The sequence below is a fragment of the Gluconobacter roseus NBRC 3990 genome (genome assembly GCF_006538885.1).
Lineage (GTDB): Bacteria > Pseudomonadota > Alphaproteobacteria > Acetobacterales > Acetobacteraceae > Gluconobacter > Gluconobacter roseus.
The window spans coordinates 545,501-571,152 of the sequence record NZ_BJLY01000001.1 but is presented as its reverse complement, the minus strand read 5'-3'; the positions used below and the strand labels follow the sequence as shown (position 1 = coordinate 571,152).

Here is a 25,652-nt window from a genome sequence, read left to right as displayed (position 1 = left end):
AAAACTGTTGTCTAGAGCCTGCTTCCTGCCTGAAAACGCGGCAGGAAGCGGCTCAGCAGGACGATGGCCAATGCCGCAAGGTACGGTGCGGAGACACTGTTCAGCGTCTTGAAGGACAGGAAGAAATGTATTCCAGCCAGAACAGCGGCTGGAAAGATCAGACTGTGCAGGAGCTTCCAGCGTCGCTTTAGCAGACGCATGGAGAACATGTTGGATGTCTGCGCCAGCGGGATGAGCATGAAGAGCGCGCTCATTCCGAAAATGATGAAATAGCGGTGTGTGACATCCGTCCATAACACAGACCAGTCAAATCCGTGGTCCAGCCCGGCATAGGCCAGCAGATGCAGACTGGCATAGAAAAAGGCCAGCAGGCCGGTCAGGCGCCGGTACCGGAGCAGGTTCAGGCCAGTGAAACGTCTCAATGGTGCGAGAGCCAGACAGACCAGCAAAAGTCGGAAAGCCCACAGGCCCAGTGACCGCTCAAAGACGTTGACCGGATCCGCACCAAGTGCGCCGTGCTGACCCTGCCAGACGAGCCAGAGCGCCGGTGTCATGCCAAGCGGATAAAAAACGACACGCCAGTGCTTCTTCAGTTTTGCGCCCATAGGAGAAATGACGCGCGCTTCGTCAGCCGGCATCAGAAGTTTTTCCGCAGATCCATGCCGCGATACAGATCTGCGACCTGCTCACCGTAACCATTGAACATCAGGGTCGGCTGTCGCGTGGCACCGAACAGGGAATGTGACCCGATAACGCGCTCCGTCGCCTGACTCCAGCGGGGATGATCGACCTGTGGATTGACGTTGGCGTAGAAGCCGTATTCGTCCGAAGCAAGTCTGTTCCACGTCGTTGGTGGCTCATGGTCCAGCAGACGAATGCGCTGGATCGACTTGATGCCCTTGAAGCCATATTTCCACGGAACAACGAGGCGGATGGGGGCGCCATTCTGGTTCGGCAGGGTCTCACCATAGATTCCTAGCGCCAGCAGGGTCAGCGGATTCATGGCTTCGTCCAGCCGCAATCCCTCGACATAAGGCCACTGAATGCCTGAGAGACCTTCGTTCTGACCGGGCATTTCTGACGGGCGCAGAACGCTCTCGAAAGCGACATGTGTGGCTTTGGGGTCCGGGTCCGCGTCCTTCAGAAGGGATGCAAGCGGAATGCCATCCCAGGGGATCACCATGGACCAGGCTTCCACGCAGCGCATGCGGTAAATGCGCTCTTCAATCGCCGGAGAATGCAAAAGCTGGTCGATGTCCAGCCGAACAGGCTTTCGGACCAGTCCGGTGATTTCGAGCGTCCATGGCAGCGGATGAAAGTCCTGCGAATGTGCAGCCGGATCGCCCTTGTCCATACCAAATTCATAGAAGTTGTTGTAGTGGGTCACGTCATCGTGAGGCGTTGGCGTGAGGCTCCCCGAATAGGGCCCGGAATGCGTTTGAAGCGCGGCGGCACGGGCCGCAGTCGTCAGCGCCCCCAGGGCTGTGGCCCCGCCGATGAGACTGCGCCGGGAGAGATACATCTCCTTTGGAGTGATCTCGGATGGCAGAGGACGGGGATAGCGAAAAAGCACCATGATCAATTTCCGGATTTTGCGAAACTCTGGCACCCATGATGCGTGAATCTGTTGCAACGCATCACAAGGAGCCAGTTTCCATGTCCAGTCCAAAGATCGGTTTTATCGGTTACGGTGCCATGGCCCAGCGCATGGGGGCCAATCTTCGGAAAGCCGGTTATCCGGTTGTGGCGTTCGCCCCGTCGGGCGGCAAAGACGAGACGGAAATGCTGCCATCGCCACGTGCCATCGCGGAAGCAGCGGATGTCATCATTTTATGTGTGCCGAATGACGCTGCGGAAAACCAGTCGCTTCATGGTGAGAACGGTGCTCTTGCCGGACTGACACCCGACAAACTTATCCTTGATACGTCTACTGTTTCTCCTGATCAGGCCGACGCTTTCGCAAGGCTTGCTGCCGAACATGGGTTTTCACTGCTCGACGCTCCCATGTCCGGTAGCACGCCTGAAGCCGAGACGGGTGATCTGGTCATGCTGGTCGGCGGCGATGATGCCGTGGTCAAGCGCGCCCAGCCGGTCCTGGACGTAATTGGAAAACTGACGATCCATGCCGGTCCTGCCGGTTCGGCGGCACGACTGAAGCTGGTCGTGAACGGTGTGATGGGCGCCACGCTCAACATCATCGCAGAAGGTGTGACCTACGGGCTTGCCGCAGGGCTGGATCGCGATGTCGTGTTCGAGACGCTCCAGCAGGTGGCCGTTGTCAGCCCGCATCACAAACGCAAGCTGAAGATGGGCCAGAACCGCGAGTTCCCATCCCAGTTCCCGACCCGGCTCATGTCCAAGGATATGGGACTGCTGCTGGATGCCGGGCGTAAGGTCGGCGCATTCATGCCGGGCATGGCGGTTGCCGATCAAGCACTGGCCCTTTCGAACCGTCAGCACGCAAATGAGGATTATTCGGCCCTCATCGGTGCGATGGAACACAGCGTTGCCAATCTTCCCCATAAATGAGAACGATATGCAGGAGCGACCGTCCCTGAGGGTGGTCTCCTCGTCTTATTCTGCCAAGGAGTGACATCATGGCTTTTGAACTTCCCCCCCTGCCCTACGCAGAAAACGCTCTCGCCGGTGCCGGCATGTGCCAGGAAACGCTGGAACTGCATCACGACAAGCACCATCAGGCCTATGTCACGGCGCTGAACGGTTTTGTTGAGAGCAAGCCGGAGCTGGCTGGCAAGACGCTTGAGGAGATCATCGCATTCTCCTACGGCAAGCCCGAGATCGCTCCGGTCTTCAACAACGCAGGCCAGCACTGGAACCACATCCTGTTCTGGAAGAATCTGTCCCCCAAGGGCGGTCAGATCCCGACCGGTCTGGAAAAAAAGATCGCTGAAGACTTCGGTTCCGTCGAAGAGTTCAAGAAGCTCTTCAAGCAGGCTGCTACGACGCAGTTTGGCTCCGGCTGGGCCTGGCTGGTGCTGGACAAGTCCGGCAAGCTGGCTGTCACGAAGACGGCAAACGGCTCCAACCCGTTGGCCGAAGGTCAGGGCAAGGCGCTGCTGGGCCTCGACGTGTGGGAGCACGCCTATTACCTCGATTTCCGCAACCGTCGTCCGGACTACATCACGAACTATCTGGACAAGCTCGCCAACTACGAGTTCGCGGAAGCCGAGCTGAAGTCTGCCTGATCCCTTCCGGGTTCATCAGAATAAAAAAAACGCCCCGTCCGGTTTTCCGGGCGGGGCGTTTTGCATGAACGGGCCTTTTGGAAGACCGGATCAGGAATCGTTGGCGGGCTTGTCGCGCGGCATGATGTTCGTGATCGTGCTGCGGACGATCTTCACACGTACGCCCTGGGCGATCTCGACATCCACTTCGTCGCTGTCATCACGGGTGGCCTGCACGACGCCGACGATACCGCCGGCCGTTACGATCCGGTCACCGCGACGCAGGGAGCCCTGCTCGTCACGCAGCTTGCGGGCGCGCTGCTGCTGGGGGCGGATGAGCAGGAAATAGAACACCACGAAGATAAAAATCATCGGGGCGAACTGAAGCACCTGCGGATTGGACAGCAGGCCACCACCATCGGCGGCCTGGGCGGAAGAAATGAACAGACTGCTCATGGATGTAAGGGTCCAGTCTTGAGTGAAGCTGGCGGGGACCATATCGTCCGGGGGCTGCCCGTCAAGCACGGCGCCGATGTCTTTTGATCTCAACTCCTTTCGTTCCGGGACCGTTTTCCATGACCGACCATGCCCTGCTCAGTGTTCTCGAACGTATTGCCGATAGTCTGGAGCGGATGAGCCCGCCCCCACCGAGTGCGGACATCCTGCACAGACATGACGCCTTTCTGTGGCAGGCCGCTCTGGGCGTTCTGACCCCGGTGGAGAAGGTTTCGGGCGTGCCGCTGTCGCTGCTTCAGGGCGTGAAGCGGCAGATGGATCAGGTCATGACCAATACCCGGCATTTCGCCGAAGGCTTCAGCGCGAACAATGTGATGCTGTGGGGCGCGCGCGGGATGGGCAAGTCCTCACTGGTGAAGGCGTCCGTCGCGGCTGTGAACGAGGAACAGCGGGCGAAGGGTGGCGGGACACTTGCGCTGATCGAGATCCAGCGTGACGAGCTGTCTTCGCTGCCGAAGCTGCTGGCCGTCCTGCGCACCACGAAGCGCCGCTGCATCCTGTTTTGTGATGACCTGTCGTTCGAGAGTCAGGATGCGGACTACAAGTCGCTCAAATCCGTGCTTGATGGCGGAATCGGTGGGCGTCCCGAGAACGTCCTGATCTATGCCACATCGAACCGGCGTCACCTGATGCCGCGCGACATGATCGAAAACGAGACGGGCAGTGCGATCAACCCGTCGGAAGCCATTGAGGAGAAGGTCTCGCTTTCGGACCGCTTTGGTTTGTGGATCGGGCTGTATGGCGCAACGCAGGACGATTATCTGGCGATCGTCGAAGCGTATGCGGCTTATTACAGGCTGCCGGTTCCGCGCGATGAACTCCGCCGGAAAGCCCTACAATGGGCGATGGCGCGCGGCAGCCGGTCCGGCCGTGTGGCCTCGCAGTTCATCAGCGATCTGAGCGCCGAACTTGGTATCCCGCAGGGCTGAAAAACAGTTGGTTTGAATCAAAAAACGGCGGGGCACAGTCCCCGCCGTTTTTGTTGTGCGCCTGTTAGAACGACGCGCTGATGGTGCCGAAGAATTCGCGGACGGGACCGCGCTCCATGGACTGGTAGTCACCCACGGCGGGGTTATCGTTCTCACCCATCATGGAGATGTATTTGGTGTTGAACAGGTTATAGACGTTGAAGCTTGCCGTGACGTCCTTGAGGACACTCAGCTTGCCGAAACGGTACTGCGCACCCGCATTGGCGAGCCAGTAACCGCCGATCGAAGTGTCATTCATGAAGCTGTAGTAACGGCGGCTGTAGTAATTCGCATCGAAATGCGCCGTCATGCCCTTCCAGCTATAGGCCACGGAAGTTTTGTACATCCACGCCGGATAGTTGACGATATTCTTGCCCGCCAGCGCGTAATAGCCGCCGACCGTATCAACATTCCGGTCGTAGGTGCCCTTGTTGTAGCTCAGGTTGTTGCTGATACTCAGGCCATCAATCGGGGTGATGGTAATGTCGCCATTCGCACCCGTCATCGAGATATGACCGAAATCAATGACCTGCGAGACCGGATTGGTCAGGGAGCCGACCGCGGCCGCCAGGATCGGATGGATCAGGCTGGCGTGATAGACGGTAGCGTTCGCCTGAAGGTATTTCGACGTATAGCGGTAGCCACCGAGATAGACCCAGGCCTTGGACGGCTCGAGAGACTTCTTCTGGGCCTGAAACGTGGCCTGATCCTGCACGGAATAGACCGAGTTCGCCACGCCATAGGCCGAGACTTCATAGGCGCGCATGTTCTCGGCCACGTCCACATAGATCTCGTGATGGCGGTTGATGTGCCAGTCCAGATTGACGTGCGGCAGGAAGGCCTGTGAGGCGGTCAGGGAGCCGTTCGGCAGGGCGTCGGCGCCTGTCCAATCGGCATTGTTGTACTGCGCACCGCCGGACGTGGTGGCCGTCATGGACTTGAAACCGGCATGCAGCGTCAGGCCCTGGGCAAGCTGGATGCTGTCCTGCAGGTGGAACTGCATGACGTTCGTGGTCCACTGGAAGTTGTAGCCTTCGAGGAAGGCCGGCCCATAAACGTCATAAGGCCCAACGGCCTTGAGCGGCGCACCCTGCCCCAGAAGCGGCTGCTGGTAATTGAACAGCCCTGCCTGCTGGTTGTTGTTCTCATACCAGACGCCGCCCTCGAAAGTGTGGCGGCCCCATTTATAACGCAGACTGGTGTCGAGGCCGTAACGCTCCTGACGGTTCTGCCAGACTTCTTCGGAGAACGGCGCACCGTTCGGTGAGGGATCGTCCGAGTCCGTATAGCTGTAATAGCCGGTCTGACTGTGACCGTAGATCGTGGTGTTCCAGGTCAGGTGATCGGTCAGGGCGAGGTCAAAGTGCAGACCGCCCATATAGTTGGTTTCGGCCTGGCCACCGTCATACATGGCGATATTGGAGCCATCGATGCCCGGCACATTCCCGTAACCGGCCGGCAGCGCGCTGGTCCCGTTAGCGATCCCGTAGGCCAGACCGTAATTCGGATAGAGATGCGGCGTGCGCCAGCCGAGGTTCTTCAGGATCCCGATGGACGTATCCGGATAGTTCCACTGGGCCAGGCTGGACCAGTTGAAGAAGGCCGACATGCGGCTGCGTTCATTAATCGGCTGGACGAGCTTGGCATCGACCTGCTGCATGAACTGGTCGCCGCCCCCCATCCACATGCCTTCATCGGTGCGGGCATAGGACGTGTAGAACTTCGTGCCGGTCGGGTTCAGCTTGCCGGAGTCCAGACGGACATAGGTGCGGTATGAGCCGTAGCTGCCGAAGGACTGGCTGACCTTGCCGCCGCGCTTGTCCTCGGGATCCGATGAGCCGATCTGGATCGTGCCGCCCAGCGTGTTGGTCGAAGGCAGTTCGACCGAGCCCGCACCCTGCGACATACGCATGGACTGGATGTCGTCGGGGATGATGGCAGAAGCGAGGCTCATGCCACTGACGGACTGGTACGTCTGATCGTTCAGCGGCACGCCATCCACCGTGACGCCCATCTGGTTCATGAAGAACCCGCGGACGTAGAGATTGGCACCGAAGCTGTCGATTCCGAACGGATCGGTGGAGGTGAAGCTCACGCCCGGCGTGCGGTCCAGCATCTTGTAGGCACTGGTTCCGGGGACATACTGGCGCATGATGGCTTTGGAGACGGCCTGCTCGGCGTCACGTCCGGTCAGCTGGCGCCCGGTGACGGCCACGCTTTCCGTCGCATGGGCATCCAGTTCCGTCGTGCGGTGGCGGGCTGGCGCGGCAGTCTTCCGACCTTGCGCGGTCGGCGCAGATGCGGTGACGGTAGCCTTGTCCTTAGATGTCGGGTGATGGTGAACGACATGAGGATCAGCCGCCAGAGCCGACTGACGGACTGCAAACAGTGCGATGGAGGAAAGAAGCAGGGATCTGGTTCGCACCGTGGCCGAAACTCCGGAATAGGGGATTTATGATCTATGGGAAGCGGTCTCCTAAACGTGCCTGTCCGCCCGGAAAAGCGCCAGTCCCGCAAGATGATGTTTCAATGACACGAAAATGGTGGTTTTTCTGCTGCATGTTGCGGGAAAGACGCGATCTGAATGATGCGAATGATCTCTTCCTGAACTAGGGCTTTGCCTGTTAGGTTCTCTGCGCATTTGAAAATGTCGCGGTTTCATCTTGGATCAGGATACTCATGTCGCAGACTGTCTCTGCCCCCTCTGACGCCACGCAGGGCGCCGATCATGTCATCGACCCGAATATCGGTGAGTTCTCCCCGGTAGAAGAGGTGGTTCGGAAGACCGGGGATCTGCGGCGCATCCGCTCCAATCCCGATTACTGGTATCCGGTCGCTTGGTCCCGCGAACTCAAGCGCGGCAAGACCATCGGCACGCGCTATGCCGGACAGCCGATCGCGCTGGTCCGCCCGATGGACGGCACGGTGTTCGCGCTTGAGGATCGCTGTGCCCACCGGCAGGTTCCGCTCAGCCTCGGTAAAGTCAGCGGTGAAGCTGTTCAGTGCTGCTACCACGGCTGGGCCTATGGCCGTTCGGGCCGCTGCATTGATGTGCCCTATCTGGGCAAGGGCAAGTTGCCGAACGGTGTGCGGACCTATCCGTGCCGTGAGGAAGGCGGGCTGATTTTCATCTTCCCGGGCGATCCGGCGAAGGCCGAAAGCACGCCCTTCCCGCAACTGGGCTCAGTCGGTAACCCCGAATACAAGACCCGCCGCTTTGGCGAGACGGTCGGCTGCCATTACAGTTTCATGCATGAGAACCTGATGGATATGAACCATCAGTTCATGCACATGAAGCAGATGGGCCAGATGAAGCCGCGTTTTCTCGGTGGCAAGGACGAGCCCACGCTGGTCGAGGCGCGCTACAGCTTCGCGCGGACTGGCGGCAAGCAGCCCTGGGGCGAGACGTTCATCTTCGGTGAGCGCCGCGATGCCAGCGAGAAATACGCCCACAAGGACGTCATGACGATCCGGACGGAATATCCGTACCAGACGCTGCGCATCGCAACGGGCGATGAGCCGCCGGTCATGGATCTGTGGATCGTCTATGTGCCGCAGGACGTGGAAGAGAAGACGTGCCGCGTGTTCGGCCTGCTGTCGATCCGTCGCCCGAAGGCGAAGCTGGTTCTGGACATCGCCTGGCCGTTCCTGATTGCGTTCACCGAGCGGATCTTCAAGGAAGACCGGGACATCGTGGAACTGGAGCAAGCCGCGTGGAACGAACTCGGCGGCGACCATAATCAGGAAGTCTTCCCGGTCATCAACATGCTGCGTCGCCTGCTCGCACGGTGTGGCGTGCCGATGGAGCCGTCCGACAAGCCGCAGGGTTCCACGCCCTGATATGACTCCAGACCTCAAGGCAGGGACGCTCGTTCTCCGCGCCCTGCAGCCGGAAGACGCACCGGCCATTCACCGTCTGGTCAATGACTGGAGCGTCGTGCGGATGCTCAGCAGCCTGCCTTTTCCCTATCCACGGGAACTGGCGGCGGAGTGGATCGAGTCCACGCGCAGGGACAGCGCACAGGGAAACGCCCATCATTTTGCCATCACCCGGGAAGCCACCCTGCTCGGTGCCATGGGGCTCGTGCTGTCCGATGACCGGCGCGCAGGGTCTCTGGGATACTGGCTGGCACCCTCGGCGTGGGGACAGGGCATCACGACGCTGGCAGGGCAGCGGGTCGTGGAATGGGGCCTGACGGTCCTGAAACTGGAAAAGCTTACGGCTGCAGCAGCGCAGGATAATGCGGCCTCTGCTGCTGTTCTGAAAAAGCTTGGCTTTCAGAAAACCGGAACATCGAGCCGCCGGTTCGTCTCCCGCGGACAGGAATGCCCCGTTGATCTGTATGAGCTGACGCGGGCCGCGTTCCTTGCTGGAGTGCAGGACATTTCGGATGCGGAGCCCCCTCCTGCTCCAGCCGTTGCGGCTCCCGTTGTTCCGGCGACAAAGCCCCGGACACTTCTGGTTGTGGCTGCGGCTCTTCTGGATACGCAGGGACGGATCCTTCTGGCGCGCCGGCCGGAAGGAAAGCGTCTTGCTGGACTATGGGAGTTTCCGGGCGGCAAAGTCGAACGGGATGAAACGCCCGAGCAGGCGCTGGTTCGGGAAATGCGCGAGGAACTCGGGCTTGATCTGTCCGGAGCGTGTCTGGCGCCGTTTACATTCGTCAGCGAGAACGCCGGGCCGTTCCATCTGCTAATGCCGCTTTATGTGGTGCGGCGCTGGCGGGGTGTGCCAACGCCGCGGGAAGGCCAGGCTCTGGAATGGGTCGCGGCCTCCGATCTGGGCCGCTACACCATGCCTGATCCTGACCTTCCGCTAATCCCGCTTCTGCAGGAGCTTCTGGGTTAGGTCAGCCGTTCAAACGGAAGACCTGCTGTGGAACACCCGGAACATCCGTGCGGAAGGCGAACAGGGAGCCGGCCTGCGGTTCCTTTTCGAGCGTCTCGGCATCAAGCCCCTTACGCGCGGTCGTCACAAAAACCGTTTTCAGGTCATCGCCGCCGAAAGCGACTTTGGTAACGTTTGTGACGGGCATGGGAATCGGTGGCAGTTCCGTACCATCCGGCTTGAAGCGCGCCACGCGGCCGCCACCCCAGGTTCCGCACCAGACGGTCCCTTCGCTGTCTGTCACGATCCCGTCAGGATAGCCGTGATCCAGACGGGCAAAGATACGCTCGTTCGCGAGATCGCCATCTTCTTTGATATCAAAAGCGTAGATCGTCTGTTCCGGGCTGTCGCAGACATAAAGAACCTTGCCGCACGGCGAGATGGCCGGGCCATTAGAGACGGTATAGCCTTCGTCGTGATGAGTGATGTTCAGGCCATTCGCGTCATGCACGATGCGATAGATCGAGCCGGACGGATTTTCCTCGCCATCGTCCATGGTGCCGAACCAGACATGGCCCTGCGGATCGACACAGCCATCATTGAGGCGGTTGCAGGGCTTTTCGGCTTCCACAATCGTGTGATCGGAAAAACCGCCTGTGCGCGGATCAAAACGGCGCAGACCGTCCGGCATGCCAGCGAGGAACGTGCCATCAGCGACGGGAAGAAGGAACGCCACACGATCCGGCGCAGACCATGTCTGATGATCGCGGCTGGAGGGCGTGAAGCGATGGATTTTCGCTTCCAGGATATCGACGAAATACAGGGACTTTTCGCCAGCAATCCAGACAGGGCCTTCCCCCAGCGTTGCGCGCAGATCGAGGATGCATTCGGGCTGATGTAGCGGGGTGCTGGTCATGTGTGCTCCTGACGAAAACAGAATTTCAGGCCGGGTTTCTCCTCGACAACGCGAGGCGACCCGTTACGTTCTGTGGCGAAGACTATCAGGAGCGGACACATGCTTCAAAAAACTGCCTGTTTTCTCGTCATCGGCAACGAGATCCTCTCGGGGCGCACGCAGGACGCCAATACGCGGGTTCTGGCTCAGGCCCTGAATGAGCAGGGCATCCGGCTCATGGAAGTGCGAGTCATTCCCGATATCGAAGAGCGCATTATCCGCACCGTTCGCGACTGCAGCGCCGCCTTCGACATCGTTTTCACGTCCGGCGGCATCGGGCCGACGCATGATGACATCACGGCTGAATGCGTCGCAAAGGCCATGGGTGCGCCACTGGTCCGGCATGAGGAGAGCTTCCGCCTGCTGGAAGCCGCTCTTGGAGCGGACCGGTTCAATGCCGCCCGCCAGCGCATGGCCTATCTGCCCGCAGGGTCTACGCCGATCCTTAATACGGTTTCGGTGGCGCCCGGATTTAGTATTGGCAATGTGCATGTCATGGCCGGGGTACCATCGATTTTTGCCTCGATGGTCGCGTGGCTGGTACCGCAGCTTGAAAAAGGTGCGCCGCTCGTCTCCGCAAGCTGGCATGCGGCCGGGCTGAAAGAAGGCGATTTCGCAGCCGATCTGGCGACGTTGCAAAAGAATTTTCCGACGATTGATCTGGGGTCTTACCCCTATCATCTTCCGGAAGGCGCAAGCGGCGTAGCGCTGGTGGCGAAGGGATATGACAGCGAAACCATCGGGAAGGCTGCGCTGGCGCTACACGATCTTATCATGGCGCATGGGCGTGAACCGCTTTCAGGCGAGCCCGCGCACAAGCAGACAGCCTGAAAAAAACAAAAGCCGCTGCGGAGAGGCAGCGGCTTTTGAAAACGTCTCAGTGCAGAGGCGTGCGGGTCATGGACAGGAACTTGTCCCGGCGCTTCTGGATCAGCGCCGGCCCCGTCAGATCCTTGAGCGAGGCCAGTTCTTCCGCAATCGCGTTGCCAACGGCCTTGACGGCTTCGTCCGGTGCGCGCTGTGCACCGCCGACCGGCTCGGGAATGATCCGGTCGATCACGCCAAGAGACTGAAGGTCCTGTGCGGTGAGTTTGAGCGCTTCGGCTGCGGCCGGTGCCAGCTTCGGATCGCGCCACAGGATGGATGCGGCGGCTTCCGGCGAAATGACGGAATAGATCGAGTGCTCGAGCATCAGGATGCGGTCACCTGCACCAATGGCGATGGCACCACCCGAACCACCCTCACCGATCACGGTCACGATCAGGGGTACGGGGGCCTTGAGGCAGACATCGATCGATTTTGCGATGGCCTGGGCCTGTCCACGCGCTTCGGCGTCGATTCCGGGCCAGGCACCGGCGGTGTCAATGAAGCTCAGGATCGGCAGGCCGAAGCGACCGGCCATTTCGACCAGACGCTGCGCCTTGCGATAGCCTTCGGGGCGGGCCATGCCGAAATTATGCTTCAGGCGCGTTTCGGTGTCGTGGCCACGCTCGGTTCCGACAACAACGACCGGCTCCCCACGGAAACGGGCCAGACCGCCGATCATGGCGTCGTCGTCACCAAAGGCGCGGTCACCGGCCAGCGGCGTGTAGTCCGTTACCAGCTGATGCACGTAATCCAGAGCCTTCGGGCGCTGGGCGTGACGGGCCACCTGCACTTTCTGCAACGGCGTCAGCTTGGCATAGGTCGTGCGGAGCTGCTTGTCGGCCTTTTCAGACAGACGGGCAATCTCGTCATCGATATTGATGCCGCTGGTGCCGGAGTCCTTGCCCTGGCTGCCCATCTGGCGGAGTTCGTCGATCTTGGTCTCGAGTTCGGCGACCGACTTCTCGAAATCTAGGAATTGGCGCATGGCCAGCCCGATAGCACGCCTGCGCGTTCGGAAACAGTCCCTGCGACAGGCGGAATGATCTGTTCAGTCCATGTCGACCGGGGCCGCGTCTTTCCGTGCCAGCGGATGATGCGCCGCCACGGCCTGTCTCAGGCGTTCGGACATGACCTGCGTATAGATCTGGGTGGTCGCGATATCGGCGTGACCCAGCAGCATCTGCAACGCCCGCAGATCGGCGCCATGCGCCAGAAGATGGCTGGCGAACGAATGCCTCAGAACGTGTGGGCTGACACGGTCGGGGTCTAGTCCGGCTTTCAGGGCACAGGCGAGCAGGATCTTGTCGAATCCCTGCCGCGTCAGGTGCTTCTGAGGGTTGCGTCCCGGAAAGAGCCAGGGGCTGCCGAGATCGCGATCGAAATGCACGAGCTGGTCCGCAGCGTCCCGCGCGCTCTGGGATAAAGGCACCAGCCGCTCCCGGCCGCCCTTGCCCCGCACAAGAAGCATCGGGCCACGGACATACACACAGGATGCCGGTAAGGCCAATAGTTCAGAAATGCGCAGACCAGTCGTGTAGAGGAGTTCCAGCGCGGCACGGGAGATGATGTCCCGGCGTTCATTTTCATGACCGCGCGTCCCGCTTTCCAGCAGGCGACGGATTTCGTCCTCATCCAGCGGTCTGGGAAGGGACGATGCAATTTTGGGAGCCTGCTGACGTTCGGTCGGATCGTCCTCACGCACCGACTCGAGCATCAGGAATCGATAGAACTGGCGCAGGCAGGACAGGCGTCGTGCGGCGGTTCGGGCCGCCAGTCCTGCGCGGGACAACTCCGCGAGATAGGACTGGACCTGGCTGCCCTGCGCATCGGCCAGAGGAACCGGTGCGCAGTGGGCGGCGAAATCGGCGAGGTCCGAAGCGTAGGCCTGCCGGGTTTTCAGTGCCGCGCCACGCTCGGCGGCGAGCATTTCCAGAAATGCCTCGACATGCCTGTCGCCTCCCCGGTCGTTACTGGTACGCGCCACTGCCGCTCGGTCAGTGAGCGGGAGCCGGAGCCACAGGTGCAGCAGGCATGGGCTGGGCGGGAGCGGTTTTCGGAGCCGGCATCGTCGGCAGCGGTGTTGACGGCGTCAGAGGGGCAGCAGCGGGAACAGCGGCAGGAGCAGCCGGCGCTGCTGCGGCAGGGGCCGGAGCGGGCGCAGGCATCGGTGTCACGGAAGGAGCCTGCGCAGGCTGGGCCGCAGGCACGGGCGGCATGGCCGGGAGGGCGGCCTGGGGTGCTGTGGACATAGCAAAAGCGCCGCCCGACAGGTCCTTGTGAACCATGGTCTGTGCCGGTGGCGTGGCGGTCATGCCCAGACGCAGGAACGCTCCGCCCACACCCAGGACAAGAAGGACGGCAACGGCCCCGCCAATCAGCGGCAGGCGGGAAAAGGAACGATCGGTAATGGCCATGGGACAGGGTCTCGAAGTGAGGGCAGGACGTGTTCCCTCTCCTATGATACGTAGCAGGGCATGTCACGCCTGCCTTTTCCCCCTTCAGCCAAGCCGCAACCCTTTTTCTCTCCCGATGGCATACCGTCGCGTACGGTTGTCCTCGTCGGAATGATGGGTGCCGGCAAAACCACCATCGGACGGCGCCTCGCCCAGATCTGCGGACTGCCTTTCGTGGATGCCGACATTGAGATCGAACGGGCCGCCGGCTGTTCGATTCCCGAAATCTTTGCCCGACATGGCGAAGCATCGTTCCGGGATGGTGAACGCCGCGTCATTCAGCGACTCCTCGATGGGCCACCCTGCATCCTCGCCACGGGCGGAGGCGCCTGGATGGACGCCCAGACCCGTCGTCTGGTCCGCAGGCATGCGGTCTCGATCTGGCTCCGGGCGCCGGTGCATGTGCTGGTGAAACGGGTCGCCGGACGTGCGGGACGGCCACTGCTGGCGCAGGGGCGACCGGAAGAAGTTCTGGGGCGTCTGGTCGGGTTGCGTTACCCCGTCTACGCCGAGGCCGACATCATTATCGATTGTGGAGATGAAACCGTGGAACAGGGCGTGCAGCGGGTGCGGGAAGTTCTGGGAGAATATCGCAGGCCGGAGGCTGTGCATGTCTCGCTCAGCCACCACAGCTATGATGTGCTGATCGGGCCTGACCTGATTTCGCGCGCAGGAGCCCTGCTTGCACCGCACCTGCCTCAGAAGCGTGTGGTCGTCATAACAGACAGGACAGTTGCCGAACTGCATCTGCCCCGGCTTCTGGCCTCGTTCGAGGAAACCGGCATCCGTGCGGATGTGATTGCGGTTCCCGGCGGCGAAGAGAGCAAGTCCCTCCCCTGCTACGGGGACGTCATGAACCAGCTCCTGTCCACCGGCATCGAGCGCAAGACAACCATCGTGGCACTGGGCGGCGGAGTCGTGGGCGATCTGGCCGGGTTTGTTGCGGCAACGGCTCTTCGTGGGCTGCCATTCGTACAAATTCCCACAACGCTTCTGTCACAGGTGGACAGCAGCGTGGGCGGAAAGACTGGCATCAATGCCGTGGCCGGCAAGAACCTGATCGGCGCCTTCCATCAGCCTATTGTGGTTCTTGCTGACAGTTCCGCGCTGGCAACACTGCCGCGCCGTCAGCGCGTTGCGGGCTATGCCGAGATCGTCAAATCCGGCCTTATCGCTGATCCGGAACTCTTTGCCTGGTGTGAGACCCATGGACGCGATGTCTTGGACGGTGATCCGGAAGCCCTGACGCAAGCCGTTCGTCGAGCCTGCGCTTTCAAGGCATCCGTTGTTGCCGCTGACGAGAAAGAACAGGCTGCCGTTGGCGGTCGTGCCCTGCTCAATCTGGGACATACGTTCGGACACGCTCTTGAAGCGGAACTGGGATATGATGGTCGCCTTCTGCACGGTGAAGCCGTCTCGATCGGAATTCACCTGGCCATGGCCCTTTCGGTAGAGCTCGGTTACGCCTCTGTCGAAGACCTCCAGCGGCTGGACCGTCACCTGCGGAGTCTGGACATGCCCGTCAGTTTCGACTGGTTCAGGGAATCCTTCTCTGCAGATGTACTTCTGAACCATATGACTCGGGACAAGAAGATGCAGGACGGCAAGGTTGCGTTTGTTCTGTTACGCGGGATCGGCAGGGCGTTCACGACGCGCGAAATTCCCTCAGAAACAGTGCGTAATCTTCTGATTACTGAGGGCTGCCATCCGTGAGGAATGTTAAAATTCCGTCACATCTAAGCTAAATGACTGTTTTGCTTCTCTTTTTGCATAGCTGCTTTCTTCCGGAAGCGCTGGCTTCTCGTGAAACCTTGAGCTAAGCCAGCGTAGACGCGAGGCGTAGATCGTAAAGCGGGCGAAATGGATTGTGGCTTTTATGTCACTCCCCTTCCCCGAGTAGAGCTGGAAGACCCTGACTGGCTTTGTCGAGGGGAACTCTGAGTTCTATATGCGCTTATGCATCGCGCTGGGTCCGTTGGTTAAAGCATTTTCCAACGGCTCGAACGTTAGTCACTAAGAGGACGAAAACATGCGTCTCCGCACGGCACTCCTTGCCATGACGTCGATGGTCGCCGCACCGTCGCTTGCCATGGCCAGCACGATCACCGGCCCCTATGTCAACATCGGCGGTGGTTACAACCTGGTTCAGCAGCAGCACGGCTCCTTCTCGCCGACGACGCAGGCTGACGGCACGAGCAGCAATGCTGCTTCGAGCTCCCGCTACCGCCACCATGACGGCTTCACCGGTTTCGGTGCATTCGGCTGGGGCTTCGGTAACGGCCTGCGCGTTGAAGTCGAGGGTCTGTACAACTACTCCCAGATCAACCATCGTCGTCCCACGGCCGTCAACGGCTCGACCCATGGTTCCGATCAGGCTTATGGCGGCCTCGTCAATGTCCTGTATGACATCGATCTCGCCAACTTCGGCCTGAACGTTCCTGTTACGCCGTTCGTCGGTGTCGGCGCTGGTTACCTGTGGCAGCACTACAACCCGACCACCACCCAGTATGACAACGGCAATGTGAACCGCATGGGCGGAACGCAGGGCAGCTTCGCATACCAGGGTATCGTCGGTGCAGCCTACGACATCCCGAATGTTCCCGGCCTTGCCGTCACGACCGAGTACCGCTTCATCGGCCAGCAGTTTGCTGATGGTCCGTACCGCTCCACGTCCTACAATGCTTCCGGCATTCACAAGGGCAACGTGAATTTCGACCCGCGCTTCTCGCACCAGTTCATCCTGGGCCTGCGCTATGCCTTCGATACGGCTCCGCCGCCGCCGCCGCCGGCTCCGGTTGTTGTTCCGCCGGCACCGACCCCGGCCCGTACGTATCTCGTGTTCTTCGACTGGGACAAGTCTGACCTGACGGGCCGCGCCCGTGAGATCGTTGCCCAGGCAGCCCAGGCTTCCACGCACGTCCAGACGACGCGCATCGAAGTCAACGGCTACACGGATAACTCTGCTGCTCACCCGGGTCCCCGCGGCGAGAAGTACAACCTGGGTCTGTCCAACCGTCGCGCTTCCAGCGTGAAGGCTGAGCTGATCCGTGACGGTGTCCCGGCTGCTGCCATCGACATCCACGGCTACGGCGAGTCCAAGCCGCTGGTTCCGACCGGCCCGAACACCCGCGAGCCGCAGAACCGTCGCGTCGAGATTATCCTGAAGTAATTCAGACATGATCTGACGCCGGGGTCTTCGACTTCGGTTTTGAGAAAGGCGTCCTTCGGGGCGCCTTTTTCTTTGGGCAAATGCAGCGTTCATAATGAAACTCCGCTTGCGATTGCCTTTCCCGACACGCTAGAGCCAGCACACCCCGATATTCCGGAGACATGTTCCTTGCGACGCAGCCGTATTTTTTATCCGCGCAGCCGACCGGAAATCATCGATCAGTTCCTTCGCTTTGGAACGGTCGGTGCACTGGGATTTCTGGTGGACTGGGGTACCGTTTCCCTGCTTCGCGTTCCGGCAGGGCTGATTGCGGCAACCCTGATTGCCTATTTTGTGGCGGCAACCGGCAACTGGTGCCTTAACCGTTTCTGGACGTTCCGGCTGTCATCAGCAGAGAACCAGCACATGGTTCTGCAATGGCTGCGGTTCCTGCTGGCCAATTCTTTCGGATTTCTTCTCAATCGCGGCATGGTGTTCCTCCTTTACGCAACACTTCCGCTGACAGTGCACTATCCTGCGGTTGCGCTGGCGGCAGGTGCCCTGTGCGGCATGGTGGCCAATTTCAATCTTTCCCGCCGTCTTGTCTTCCGAACACAGACACCCGAAACGCCACTCGAACTGGTTCAGATGGCCGTTGAAATTCCTGCTGCCGGCCTGATAGCCCCCGAACCTGAGCCGGATCTTTCCGCCCTCCCGAATGACAGCATTCGAACGCATGACCGCAATGACTGAGGGCTGCATTTCCAAGGCAGCGACAATAGTCTAGGACAGGCATATTATTCCCTGTCTTCCTGGAACTGACGCTCCCTTATCATGACCAGCACCAACGATATCAGATCGGCCTTTCTCGAATATTTCGGTTCGCAGGGCCACCGCATCGTTCCTTCGGCATCTCTGGTGCCGCAGAACGACCCGACACTGCTGTTCACCAATGCTGGCATGGTGCCGTTCAAGAACGTCTTCACCGGTCAGGAAACACGCCCCTACTCCCGCGCTACCACGGCGCAAAAGGTTGTACGCGCGGGTGGCAAGCATAACGATCTCGACAATGTCGGATATACGGCGCGCCACCACACGTTCTTCGAAATGATGGGCAATTTCAGCTTTGGCGATTACTTCAAGCCCGAAGCCATCGAATTTGCCTGGACGCTGCTGACGCGCGATTTCGGTCTTCCGAAAGACAAGCTGCTCGCTACTGTCTATGCGGAAGACGAGGACGCAGCCGATCTGTGGAAGAAAATCGCCAGCCTGTCCGACGACCGGATCATCCGCATCGGCACCTCCGACAATTTCTGGCGCATGGGTGACACGGGTCCGTGTGGTCCGTGCTCCGAGATCTTCTACGACCACGGCGACAGCGTGTTCGGTGGCCCTCCGGGAAGCCCGGATGAAGACGGTGACCGCTTCGTCGAGATCTGGAACCTCGTATTCATGCAGTTCCTCGACCAGCCGGATGGCTCGCGCGATGCTCTGCCCCGCCCATCGATCGACACGGGCATGGGCTTGGAGCGTTTTGCCGCGATCATGCAGGGCAAGCGTGACAACTACGACACCGATACGATGCGCGCACTGATCGAAGCTTCGGCCGAAATCATGCATCAGGACGCCGATGGTCCGTTCAAGGCCAGCCATCGCGTTGTGGCCGATCATCTGCGCTCCACCGCGTTCCTGATCGCCGATGGCGTTCTGCCGTCCAAGGAAGGCCGAGGCTATGTGCTGCGCCGCATCATGCGGCGCGCCATGCGCCACCTGCACATCATGGGCGCAAAAGAACCGGTATTCTATCGCCTGCTTCCGGCGCTGATCCAGCAGATGGGTGCGGCCTATCCGGAACTCGTCCAGCATCAGGCGCTGATCGCGCAGACGATGAAGGGTGAAGAAGAGCGTTTCACCGCCCTGCTGGAACGTGGCCTGACGCTGCTGTCCGACGAACTTGACCGTCTGGGCGACAAGGAAGCTCTTCCGGGTGATGTAGCCTTCAAGCTCTATGACACGTTCGGTTTCCCGCTGGATCTGACGCAGGATGCGCTGCGTGAGAAGGGTCGTACGGTTGATGAGGCCGGTTTCGAGACCGCCATGGCCGAGCAGCGCAAGCGTGCGCGTGCGGCTTGGGTCGGCTCGGGCGATGCCGCAACTGAAACGGTCTGGTTCGACGCACGTGACAAGCACGGTCCGAGCGAGTTCCTCGGTTATGTGGCCGAAAAGGCCGATGCCGAAGTCCAGGGGATTTTCCGCGGCAATGATGAACTGGCCGAGGCGCCGGCTGGTGACGACACGGTCGCAATCCTGCTGAACCAGACGCCGTTCTATGGCGAAAGCGGCGGTCAGGTTGGCGATCATGGAACGCTGACGGCTCCGGGCGTACGCGTCGAAATCACTGATACGCAGAAGCGCAACGGCGATCTGATCGTGCATTACGGCAAGGTTGTCGAAGGCACGCTGAAGCCGGGCATGGCAGTTCATGCCGAGATCGATCACGCGCGGCGCACGGCGGTTCGTGGCCATCACTCCGCAACTCATCTGCTGCATGAAGCCCTGCGTCGGCAGATCGGCACACATGTCACGCAGAAGGGCAGTCTGAATGCGCCGGAGCGTCTGCGCTTCGATATCAGCCAGCCGCGTCCGCTGACGGATGAAGAGCTGGCGGCGGTCGAGGCCGAGGTCAATGCCCGCATCCGCGAGAATGCACCGGTCGAGACACGCCTGATGACGCAGGACGAAGCCGTAGCGGAAGGGGCCATGGCGCTGTTCGGCGAAAAGTACGGTGATGAGGTCCGCGTGGTCTCGATGGGCAAAGGCGACGACGATCGCGCGGCCTATTCCATCGAGCTCTGCGGCGGCACGCATGTGGGACGCGTGGGCGAGATCGGACTGTTCCGGATCGTCTCGGAAAGCGGTGTCTCGGCTGGCGTGCGTCGGATCGAGGCCGTCTGTGGTCTCGCTGCGGAAGCCATGGCGCTGGAAACCGAAGACCGTCTGAAGCAGATTGCGGATCTGCTCAAGGTTCCGGTTGCCGATGCTGCATCCCGCGTGGCGGCACTTCTGGAAGAGCGCAAGTCCCTGACGGCGCAGGTCTCCGACCTGCAGCGCAAGCTCGCGACCGGCGAAGGCACGAGTGCCACGGAGAGCATCAACGGCATCACGCTTTCCGCGCGTGATCTGGGCGATGTCAGCCCGAAGGAACTCAAGGGTCTGGCGGAAAGCATCTCCAAGCAGATCGGGTCCGGTGTCGTGGCGCTGATGTCCAATGCTGATGGTCGCGGTAGTATTGTAATCGCCGTGACCAAGGACCTGACGGACCGTCTGGATGCCGTGAAGCTGGTTCGTGAAGCCTCGACCCTGATGGGTGGCAAGGGCGGTGGTGGCCGTCCGGACATGGCGCAGGCTGGGGGTCCAAACGCAGATTCGGAGGCCGTGTTTGCCATGCTGCGCACGGCGCTAGCAGCCGCATAAGAAACACGTCATGGTATGTCAGGGCAGTAACAAAGCATGGGTTGACCGGAATCATGCTTTACCTGCCCTGACAAAGCCTTCTAACTGCCCGGTAGTTCAAGATGAAGGAGAACACCATGGCCTGTGGTCGTGATACTCTGGCGAAACTGCTGGGCGGTGTCCGCAAGTTCGAGACGGACGTCTATCCGGAGAATGCGGAACTGTTCGAGAGCTTGGCCTCCAGCCAGTCTCCGTCCACCCTGTTCATTACCTGCGCCGACAGCCGGATCAGCCCCAGTCTCATTACCCAGACGGAACCGGGCGAGCTCTTCATCGTGCGTAATGTCGGCAACATCGTGCCGGCTTATGGCGAGATGCTCGGCGGCGTATCATCCGCGATCGAATACGCTGTTGGCGCGCTCAAGGTGAAGAACGTCATCATCTGCGGTCACTCCAACTGTGGCGCCATGGGCGCGCTGATGGACCTGAACTCGCCGAAGCTGGACAGCCTGCCGACGGTCAAGAGCTGGATGCGCCATGGCGAAGCAGCCCGCGCGGCTCTGGGCGATCTGAAGGCCGAGGATGCCGGACCGGAAGACATCCGCTCGCTCGCAGAATACAACGTGCTGCTCCAGCTCGTACATCTGCGGACGCACCCCACGGTTGTCCGCGCACTGGCGCAGGGTGAACTGAAGCTTCAGGGCTGGTTCTACGATATTCCCAAGGGCGAGATCCTCATTCTCGACGAGGGAACGCGCAAGACGCGCACGGTTGAAAGCGTGCTTGAGGAAATCGGCACCACCGAAGGACAGGCAGCCTGAGGCAGGCCGTTGCTTCCATGCTGGCCGGCTTTTTTCTGGTCGGCAGCATGGGACCTGTTTCTGCCCATACGATCAAACTCTCGACCTGGAACATGGACTGGCTGACATTGCGCCCGTCCGGAGATCCGGCTTTGCCGGAAGATGTTCCAGGCGGCGAGCACCGCGACTTCCAGAAACTCGCGGCCTATGCCCGGCATCTGAACCCGGATGTCGTGGCATTTGAGGAAGTGGACGGCCCGATCGCCGCGTCCCGTGTTTTCAGTCCGAAAACCTATCAGATCATTCTCACGCCCGATCCTGTGGTGCAGCGGGTCGGCGTAGCCGTACGGCGCGATCTGCATGTGACGGTCAATGATGAACTGTCGGCCCTTAATGTAGCCGGGCCAGAGGCCACCCATCAGTTACGGGGCGGTCTGGATATCACCATCAGCGATGGTGTCGCAAACCTGCGGCTTCTGGTCGTGCACCTCAAGACGGGATGCTGGGACCAGCCGCTGAACCAGCGCCAGCACTCCTGCCCGACCCTGTACCAGCAGGTCCGCATCATGCAGGACTGGATGCTGGAGCGGCAGGATGAGGGCGAGGCCTATGCCGTACTGGGGGATTTCAACCGGCGGCTGACGCTGCATGATCCGCTGATGCAGCAGATTGAGGCCGAAACGCCCGTTACGCTTACGACGGCCGGCAAGGCCAGTCCCTGCTGGGCCGGCGAATATTTTATTGATCACATCCTTCTGGGAAATGCCGCGCGGGACTGGCTCGTGCCGGACAGTCTGCGGGTCATGACCTATAAAAACGATACGGTGCTAGCCGGGCTTTCGGATCACTGTCCGGTTTCGGTCCGGCTTGAGATGCCCTGAAGAAGCGTTGCCGGTCCGGCTATTCCGGTCCATGAAAGACGGCCTTTCCGCCATCCCTGTCTGGAGCGCCCGATGTCCCTTTCCCGATCAGACTGGCCCGTAACACCTCTGGCTTCTGCGGTTGCCGTCCAGATCGGACGTTCCATGCCAGAGCTTTCACCGGAGCTCGAAGCCCGTGTTACCCGGCACTGGGATGAGGCGCTACGAAAACATCCGGCGCTTTATAACGGGCGTGTTTTTTGTGCAGATACGATCGGGCCGGACGTCATCACCGGGCACTGGTCGGAATACCGGCGCGTGCTGGCGCAAATGCAGGAGCCTGATCTTTATGGACCTGATGTTCTGCGCCCCCTGGCCGTGGTTGGTCTGCTGCGAACGACGGATGGAATTGTGATCGGCCAGCGGTCGGAAAAATCCATTTACCTGCCGGGGTACTGGCAGGGCACACCGGCCGGGAATGTGGAAAGCCGCGATGGAGAAGCGGATATTGATCTCGCGGCACAGCTCATAGCGGAATGTCGGGAAGAACTTGGCCTGACCGATGCGGAGTGTCGCGTCGGGAGGTGTCTGCTGGCCTGTGAGCATCCGAATACACATATCGTGGATGTCGGGATGGAGATTACCGTTCCGCTGGATTTTAAGGCCCTCCAGGAACGCTGCCACCGTCTGGGCAATGCGGAATATCGGGCGCTGATGCTGGTTCAGCCCGGGACTACGCTTCCGGAACGTCTTGTCCCCACACTGTCTGCCATGCTGGAGCAACAGCAATGACCTATCGTATTCTGAATGATGCCGGCCTGCGCGACTGGCTTGCGGAGCAGCCGGAGCTGTCAAAGCGTCTGGGCGGTGTGGCTTCGGACTGGTCCATCCGCGAAGTCAGTGACGGCAATCTCAATACAGTGTTTCTGGTGGACGGTCCTGCCGGTGCGCTGTGCTGCAAACAGGCTCTTCCCCATGTGCGGGTCGCGCCGGACTGGCCCATGCCGCTGGAGCGGGCGCTGTATGAGGCCCGCTATATGCGGGCCGTGGCACCGGCCGTTACAGGGTTGATGCCGAAGCTTTTCGCTTATGACGCGGATCTGTTCCTGCTGGTCATGGAATGTCTGACTGAGCATGAAGTCCTGCGTTCGGCGCTGATTGAGGATCAGGCTGAGCCGGGGTTTTCCGCCGTAATCGGGACCTATGTTGCCCGGACGGTGCAGGCGACGGGCTGGGTGAACCAGCCGTTCGAGACCGGTGCGCGCCTGCTGGAGCAGTTTTCCGGTAATACCGCCCTCACCCGCATTACGGTTGATCTGATCCTGACGGACCCATACCGCATCTGTGACCGCAACCCCGAGCCGGAAGCGGGTCTGGCGGATGATGTGAAGGCGCTCCAGACCGACCAGATCCTGCATCGTGCCGTGGGACGGCTTCAGGACCGGTTCCTGACGGCGCGGCAGGCGCTATTGCACGGGGATCTGCATACAGGGTCCATCATGCTGGATGGCACGGATGTGCGGGTCATTGATGGCGAGTTTGCGACGATGGGACCGATTGGATTCGATTGCGGACTTTATCTGGGCAATCTGGCGCTGCATCTCTGCGCGGCTCCACAGAAGGCAGTGGCACTCAGAGCGGAGATGGTGGCGTTCTGGCGAAGTTTCTCCGAAGAACTCCGGTCCGGCCTTCAGGATGGAAGCGGGGATATGTGGGCGCTGTCCGGATCTGCCGGACGGCAGGATCTCATTGAGACGTTCCTGAAAGACATCCTGCGCGATACGGCCGGGTTCTGCGGACTGGAGATGATCCGTCGCACGGTCGGGTTTGCACAGGTTGCGGATTACAGCCTGTGCAGCACGGAAAAAGACCGTCTGCTGGCGCGACAGAAGGCGTTGCAGATCGGGCGAACACTGATCGTGGAAGGCGCGTCGCTGCGATCCTTCGACGGTGTTCTTTCCCTGATGGGACTGTAAAAAAGCCCCGCTCCTTGCAGAGCGGGGCTTTTTATTTTCAGGCGGCTGACATGCCGATCTGTTTGATGTCGTGGAATGCGAGATCGGGGTTCATCTCGATGGTCCGGCGCATCATGAAGGATGATGTTGCGAGGAAAACCGGATCTCCATCCAGATCATCCGCCATGGCGGACCGGTTCAGGTCCTGGAAGGCCTCGATCTTTGCACGGTCGCCGGTGATCCAGCGCGCCAGCGTGTAAGGCGTGCTTTCAAAACCGATGGCCACACCATATTCGCCCTGAAGCCGGGACTGAAGCACGTCGAGCTGAAGCGTTCCAACGACACCGACAATCGGCGAGAGCCCATCCTGCGGGCGGAAAAGCTGGACGACGCCTTCCTCGGCCAGTTCTACAAGAGCCTGACGGAGCTTCTTGGCCTTCATCGCATCATCAAGGCGGACACGGCGGAGGATTTCGGGGGCGAAGTGCGGCACGCCGGTGAAACGCAGGTCTTCGCTCTCGCTCAGCGTATCGCCGATCCGCAACGTGCCGTGGTTCGGGATGCCAACAACGTCGCCACCGAATGCCTCTTCGGCAAGCTGACGGTCACGGGCAAAGAAGAACTGCGGCGTGTGCAGGGCAAACTGCTTGCCGGTCCGGACATGCTTCAGACGCATCCCGCGGGTCAAGCGGCCGGAGCAGACGCGGGCGAAGGCCATGCGGTCGCGATGGTTGGGATCCATGTTGGCCTGAATTTTGAAAACCAGCGCCGTGACCTGATCTTCGCTGGCCTTCACTTCCCGGGTCTCGGTCTGCTGGGCACGGGGAGCCGGACCATAGGCAACGAGCGCGTCGAGCAGATCCGTAACGCCGATTTCCTTCATGGCCGAGCCGAAGAACACCGGAGACAGATGACCGGCATCGAAGGATTCACGATCGAATTCCGGTAGAGCGGCTTCGGCCAGTTCGACTTCCTCGCGCATCTGGATGATGCGGGGATCGTCCTCGCCGACCGGCTCCTTGGTGTGCACTTCCTTCGTACGCAGGTCGTAAGTGCCGATGAACTTGGCGGCCCGTCCGATCGGCCAGGTCGCCGGGGACGTATCGAGAGCCAGCGTGTTGGCGATCTCGTCAAGCAGCGCGAAGCAATCCTGCGCCTCGCGGTCCATCTTGTTGATGAAGGTGACGATGGGAATGTCGCGCAGACGGCAGATTTCGAACAGCTTGCGGGTCCGGTCCTCGATGCCTTTCGCGGCGTCGATGACCATGACCGCGCAGTCCACGGCCGTCAGGGTACGGTAGGTATCTTCGGAGAAGTCTTCATGGCCCGGCGTGTCGAGCAGGTTGAAGACGCAGTCACCGTATTCGAAGGTCATGACCGAGGTCACGACGGAAATGCCACGGTCGCGCTCGATGCCCATCCAGTCGGACTTGGTACGGCGGCGCTCGCCCTTGGCACGGACGTTGCCCGCCATCTGGATGGCGCCACCGGCACGCAGGATACGCTCGGTCAGGGTCGTCTTACCGGCATCCGGATGGGAAATGATTGCAAACGTACGCCGGCGAGCGATCTCGCGGGTAATTTCCGCGCTGGGGGCTTCGGACATATGAACTCCGATAGGAACGGGACGCCCGGAGCCGTACCAGAACGCCGCAAAGCGGCAC

Annotated in this window: 23 protein-coding genes; 14 read left to right on the top strand and 9 right to left on the bottom strand. The window is 60.6% G+C overall.

Annotation, left to right across the window (positions count from 1 at the left end; all coding sequences use genetic code 11):
• Positions 1-11 precede the first annotated feature (11 nt).
• Both msrQ and msrP read right to left on the bottom strand, forming a co-directional pair.
• Positions 12-638 carry a protein-methionine-sulfoxide reductase heme-binding subunit MsrQ gene (msrQ, locus tag GRO01_RS02445; protein WP_231490207.1) on the bottom strand — a complete coding sequence of 209 codons (627 nt, stop codon included), beginning with the start codon at positions 636-638 and terminating at the stop codon, positions 12-14.
• Positions 638-1,576 (bottom strand): protein-methionine-sulfoxide reductase catalytic subunit MsrP, encoded by a 939-nt coding sequence (msrP, locus tag GRO01_RS02440; RefSeq protein ID WP_062508696.1) that lies wholly within the window; start codon positions 1,574-1,576, stop codon positions 638-640. The genes msrQ and msrP overlap by 1 nt, the downstream gene beginning before the upstream one ends.
• A gap of 80 nt (positions 1,577-1,656) precedes the next feature.
• Between msrP and GRO01_RS02435 the strand changes: the two genes are divergently transcribed.
• Positions 1,657-2,529, top strand: a complete 873-nt coding sequence (locus GRO01_RS02435; protein WP_062508812.1) for an NAD(P)-dependent oxidoreductase — start codon at positions 1,657-1,659, stop codon at positions 2,527-2,529.
• 68 nt (positions 2,530-2,597) lie between these two features.
• Positions 2,598-3,206, top strand: coding sequence for a superoxide dismutase (locus tag GRO01_RS02430; RefSeq protein ID WP_011253320.1), 609 nt, complete (start codon positions 2,598-2,600; stop codon positions 3,204-3,206).
• A gap of 90 nt (positions 3,207-3,296) precedes the next feature.
• Here GRO01_RS02430 and yajC read toward each other — a convergent pair whose 3' ends face one another.
• On the bottom strand, positions 3,297-3,641 hold the full coding sequence (yajC, locus tag GRO01_RS02425; protein ID WP_024716829.1) for a preprotein translocase subunit YajC: 345 nt from the start codon (positions 3,639-3,641) through the stop codon (positions 3,297-3,299).
• A 119-nt stretch (positions 3,642-3,760) separates the two neighbouring features.
• On the opposite strand from yajC, the gene GRO01_RS02420 reads away from it, so the two are divergent.
• The gene (locus GRO01_RS02420) at positions 3,761-4,630 is read left to right on the top strand and encodes an ATP-binding protein (protein WP_062508694.1); all 870 of its coding nucleotides are present in this window, start codon (positions 3,761-3,763) and stop codon (positions 4,628-4,630) included.
• 64 nt (positions 4,631-4,694) lie between these two features.
• Here GRO01_RS02420 and GRO01_RS02415 read toward each other — a convergent pair whose 3' ends face one another.
• Entirely contained in the window at positions 4,695-7,094 is a 2,400-nt protein-coding gene (locus tag GRO01_RS02415; RefSeq protein WP_062508692.1) for a TonB-dependent receptor, read from the bottom strand.
• Positions 7,095-7,348: 254 nt separating this feature from the next.
• On the opposite strand from GRO01_RS02415, the gene GRO01_RS02410 reads away from it, so the two are divergent.
• The gene (locus GRO01_RS02410) at positions 7,349-8,509 is read left to right on the top strand and encodes a Rieske 2Fe-2S domain-containing protein (RefSeq protein WP_231490205.1); all 1,161 of its coding nucleotides are present in this window, start codon (positions 7,349-7,351) and stop codon (positions 8,507-8,509) included.
• Position 8,510: 1 nt separating this feature from the next.
• On the top strand, positions 8,511-9,518 hold the full coding sequence (locus GRO01_RS13695) for a bifunctional GNAT family N-acetyltransferase/(deoxy)nucleoside triphosphate pyrophosphohydrolase (protein ID WP_062508690.1): 1,008 nt from the start codon (positions 8,511-8,513) through the stop codon (positions 9,516-9,518).
• Between the two features lies 1 nt (position 9,519).
• On the opposite strand, the gene GRO01_RS02400 is transcribed toward GRO01_RS13695, so the two are convergent.
• The gene (locus GRO01_RS02400) at positions 9,520-10,413 is read right to left on the bottom strand and encodes an SMP-30/gluconolactonase/LRE family protein (protein ID WP_062508687.1); all 894 of its coding nucleotides are present in this window, start codon (positions 10,411-10,413) and stop codon (positions 9,520-9,522) included.
• Between the two features lie 99 nt (positions 10,414-10,512).
• On the opposite strand from GRO01_RS02400, the gene GRO01_RS02395 reads away from it, so the two are divergent.
• The gene (locus GRO01_RS02395; protein ID WP_062508685.1) at positions 10,513-11,283 is read left to right on the top strand and encodes a competence/damage-inducible protein A; all 771 of its coding nucleotides are present in this window, start codon (positions 10,513-10,515) and stop codon (positions 11,281-11,283) included.
• 46 nt (positions 11,284-11,329) lie between these two features.
• Here GRO01_RS02395 and GRO01_RS02390 read toward each other — a convergent pair whose 3' ends face one another.
• From GRO01_RS02390 to GRO01_RS02380, 3 genes are all read right to left on the bottom strand, one after another.
• Positions 11,330-12,304, bottom strand: a complete 975-nt coding sequence (locus tag GRO01_RS02390) for an acetyl-CoA carboxylase carboxyltransferase subunit alpha (protein WP_062508683.1) — start codon at positions 12,302-12,304, stop codon at positions 11,330-11,332.
• A 63-nt stretch (positions 12,305-12,367) separates the two neighbouring features.
• Positions 12,368-13,303, bottom strand: a complete 936-nt coding sequence (locus GRO01_RS02385) for a tyrosine recombinase (RefSeq protein WP_083541328.1) — start codon at positions 13,301-13,303, stop codon at positions 12,368-12,370.
• Between the two features lie 10 nt (positions 13,304-13,313).
• Positions 13,314-13,733, bottom strand: a complete 420-nt coding sequence (locus GRO01_RS02380) for a hypothetical protein (protein ID WP_062508679.1) — start codon at positions 13,731-13,733, stop codon at positions 13,314-13,316.
• Between the two features lie 60 nt (positions 13,734-13,793).
• Between GRO01_RS02380 and aroB the strand changes: the two genes are divergently transcribed.
• The 8 genes from aroB to mtnK all read left to right on the top strand — a co-directional run bounded on the left by aroB (position 13,794) and on the right by mtnK (position 24,009).
• On the top strand, positions 13,794-15,485 hold the full coding sequence (gene aroB, locus GRO01_RS02375; RefSeq protein ID WP_083541327.1) for a 3-dehydroquinate synthase: 1,692 nt from the start codon (positions 13,794-13,796) through the stop codon (positions 15,483-15,485).
• Between the two features lie 316 nt (positions 15,486-15,801).
• Positions 15,802-16,941, top strand: coding sequence for an OmpA family protein (locus GRO01_RS02370; RefSeq protein WP_062508677.1), 1,140 nt, complete (start codon positions 15,802-15,804; stop codon positions 16,939-16,941).
• A gap of 168 nt (positions 16,942-17,109) precedes the next feature.
• Positions 17,110-17,673 (top strand): GtrA family protein, encoded by a 564-nt coding sequence (locus GRO01_RS02365; protein WP_062508675.1) that lies wholly within the window; start codon positions 17,110-17,112, stop codon positions 17,671-17,673.
• 81 nt (positions 17,674-17,754) lie between these two features.
• Entirely contained in the window at positions 17,755-20,394 is a 2,640-nt protein-coding gene (gene alaS, locus GRO01_RS02360; RefSeq protein WP_062508672.1) for an alanine--tRNA ligase, read from the top strand.
• Between the two features lie 116 nt (positions 20,395-20,510).
• Positions 20,511-21,194 (top strand): carbonic anhydrase, encoded by a 684-nt coding sequence (locus GRO01_RS02355; protein ID WP_062508670.1) that lies wholly within the window; start codon positions 20,511-20,513, stop codon positions 21,192-21,194.
• Between the two features lie 17 nt (positions 21,195-21,211).
• Entirely contained in the window at positions 21,212-22,054 is an 843-nt protein-coding gene (locus GRO01_RS02350) for an endonuclease/exonuclease/phosphatase family protein (RefSeq protein WP_174787389.1), read from the top strand.
• A gap of 72 nt (positions 22,055-22,126) precedes the next feature.
• Positions 22,127-22,825 (top strand): NUDIX hydrolase, encoded by a 699-nt coding sequence (locus tag GRO01_RS02345; RefSeq protein ID WP_062508668.1) that lies wholly within the window; start codon positions 22,127-22,129, stop codon positions 22,823-22,825.
• The gene (gene mtnK, locus GRO01_RS02340; RefSeq protein ID WP_062508666.1) at positions 22,822-24,009 is read left to right on the top strand and encodes an S-methyl-5-thioribose kinase; all 1,188 of its coding nucleotides are present in this window, start codon (positions 22,822-22,824) and stop codon (positions 24,007-24,009) included. The genes GRO01_RS02345 and mtnK overlap by 4 nt, the downstream gene beginning before the upstream one ends.
• Before the next feature lie 37 nt (positions 24,010-24,046).
• Here the strand turns inward: mtnK and GRO01_RS02335 are convergent, their stop codons facing one another.
• Entirely contained in the window at positions 24,047-25,594 is a 1,548-nt protein-coding gene (locus GRO01_RS02335; protein WP_062508804.1) for a peptide chain release factor 3, read from the bottom strand.
• Between the last annotated feature and the right edge of the window lie 58 nt (positions 25,595-25,652).